2 protein-coding genes and 1 tRNA gene are annotated in these 2,472 nt (G+C 40.5%); 1 reads left to right on the top strand and 2 read right to left on the bottom strand.

Annotation, left to right across the window (positions count from 1 at the left end; genetic code table 11):
- The first annotated feature begins 321 nt into the window (after positions 1–321).
- Positions 322–1,740, top strand: a complete 1,419-nt coding sequence (locus BIZ38_RS21570) for an alanine/glycine:cation symporter family protein (protein WP_187491281.1) — start codon at positions 322–324, stop codon at positions 1,738–1,740.
- Positions 1,741–1,757: 17 nt separating this feature from the next.
- Here the strand turns inward: BIZ38_RS21570 and BIZ38_RS21575 are convergent, their stop codons facing one another.
- Together BIZ38_RS21575 and BIZ38_RS21580 are read right to left on the bottom strand one after the other, a co-directional pair.
- A complete protein-coding gene (locus BIZ38_RS21575) occupies positions 1,758–2,204 on the bottom strand; it encodes a hypothetical protein (protein ID WP_187491282.1) in 447 nt (148 codons plus the stop codon).
- 172 nt (positions 2,205–2,376) lie between these two features.
- Positions 2,377–2,463 (bottom strand) — tRNA-Leu (locus BIZ38_RS21580).
- Positions 2,464–2,472 lie beyond the last annotated feature (9 nt).

Genomic DNA, 2,472 nt, shown 5'->3' on the forward strand with positions numbered 1-2,472 from the left:
GTCAACACTTAATTTTAAACTTTCTTTTTAGACCGTTTTAAACCGAAGTTTTACTTAACTCTGTGTCACTTTGTTCAGCGCTTTTCATTGCTGCCCGCCGTGTCAGTGGATGCGCATTATAGGGAGATGGATTTTTAACGCAAGCACTTTTTGAAGGTTTTTTTGAATATTTTCAAATTAATCACATACCCACCAAATGCAAACAAGTTACCCACAAACCTCTGTGGATAACTGGTGTTTTTTAGCAGAATAACTAAACTCTCCTCGCTTGTTATGGTAACTTGCGCCGCAGATTTTCCACTCGCTCACAAGGCAAGAAAAATGACAGACATTATAAATAGTATAAGTGGTCTCCTTTGGGGTCACATTCTGGTTTACCTTTTAATAGCTGCGGGGCTATTTTTCACTCTTCGACTCGGTTTTATTCAATTCACTCAATTCCCACATATGATCAAAGTAATGTTTCAGAGCCGCCAAGGTTCTGGCGATGGCATTTCCTCATTCCAAGCATTTTGTACTTCTTTAGCTGCGCGAGTAGGTACAGGTAATATGGCAGGTGTTGCCGTTGCACTTTATTTAGGCGGTGCCGGGGCAATTTTCTGGATGTGGCTTATTGCTTTAATAGGTATGGCGACAAGTTTTGCCGAGAGTACCCTTGCTCAGGCATATAAAACGGTCGATGAAGATGGCAACTTTCGCGGTGGCCCTGCCTATTATATGGAATATGGGTTAGGTAAACGCTGGATGGGTGTGATCTTTTCTCTTTGCCTTATTCTTGCTTTTGGCTTGGTATTTAATGCTGTTCAATCAAACTCTATTGCTGCTGCATTTGATGTAGCGTTTGGTATTCCAAACTATGTTGTAGGTATCGGCTTAGTATTAGGGTCAGGTATTATTATTTTTGGTGGCTTAAAAACTATTTCACGTTTTGCAGAAATGGTTGTGCCATTTATGGCGCTGGCTTATTTGTTAGTTGCACTTTATGTGTGTGCCATGAACTACGATTTATTACCGGACGTATTTATGCATGTTATTAATAGTGCCTTTGGTATCGAGCAAGCAGGTGCGGGTGCAATAGGTTATGGTGTAATGCAGGCCATGATCCAGGGTATTAAACGTGGCTTATTCTCTAATGAAGCTGGTATGGGTAGCGCTGCAAATGCTGCTGCAACGGCAACACCTAACCCACCGCACCCAGCCTCACAAGGTTATGTACAAATGCTCGGCGTATTTGTAGATACAATTATTATATGTACTGCAACTGCAGCCCTTATTTTATTATCACAACAGCTTATACCTGATTCAGGTGTGACTGGCATTGCGTTAACACAAGCTGCCCTTGAAGAACACGTTGGTAGCTGGGGTGCAACCTTTGTTGCGATTGCAATTTTATTTTTTGCATTTACCTCGATTGTTGCAAATTATTCTTATGCCGAAACCAATTTATTGTTCTTAGAGCATAACCATGCATCGGGTATGTTGATCTTCCGATTACTGGTACTTGGTATGGTGATGTTTGGTGCGCTCGGTGAATTACCATTAGTATGGACGCTTGCCGATATTTCGATGGGATTAATGGCTATCGTTAACGTCATCGCTTTGTTTATGTTATCAGGCGTCGTTATTTGGCTTGCGAAGGATTACAACAGACAACGTAAAGCAGGTAAATTACCTACTTTCGATCCTTCGCAAAACAAAAAGCTCGATCAAACTATTCCTAAAGGCGCGTGGCGTAAATAATCACGTTTAGTAAATACTTAATTAGGGAGCGCTTCCGCTCCCTTTTTTGTATTTGTTAACTTTTCAAAGACTGACATGATAAATGCAATTTGTTGCTCGTTAAGTTTGGACTCAAGCTTAGTAACAAGCTGCTCTTTAATTTGCGCTTTTAATGCTTGTTTTTGCTCTGCGGTTAGTAATGGCTGCGATTGTTGCTGATAAGATTGCACAGCATTAAGCATATCCATCACCACGTCATTATCAAAATCGGTTAGCGCTGCTTTGGCATTACTTATGGCTTGTTCTGATTTATCGAAGACGGTCGATACTTTATCAACAAGCACGCTCACCTCATGAATTTTAAGTACGTCGTTAATGTTCGACATAATAATCGCAACAGGAATAAGTACTAACGAGATCGCTAGACAAAGACCAAATACTGCGCCTACCCAGAACTGATTTAAGCCACGTTTAAATTGCTCCATTACCTTTCCTTGATCCTATTTAGTGAATTCAGTAGTGCTGAAAACTTGAAAACGCATTTGCTTATTTAAAAAGACTAAGGAAACTATAGAGCTATTTTGGCAATAAAAAAATAGTAAGATGAGGTTATAAAAAGAAATATAAATGAAATAAAGAAGAGGTATTTTATATAAATGGTGCCCGGGGCCGGACTTGAACCGGCACGCTGTTACCAGCGAGGGATTTTAAATCCCTTGTGTCTACCAATTCCACCACCCGGGCATCGGGTTG

It is taken from the genome of Pseudoalteromonas sp. BZK2, from assembly GCF_014349195.1.
GTDB classification, from domain to species: domain Bacteria; phylum Pseudomonadota; class Gammaproteobacteria; order Enterobacterales; family Alteromonadaceae; genus Pseudoalteromonas; species Pseudoalteromonas simplex.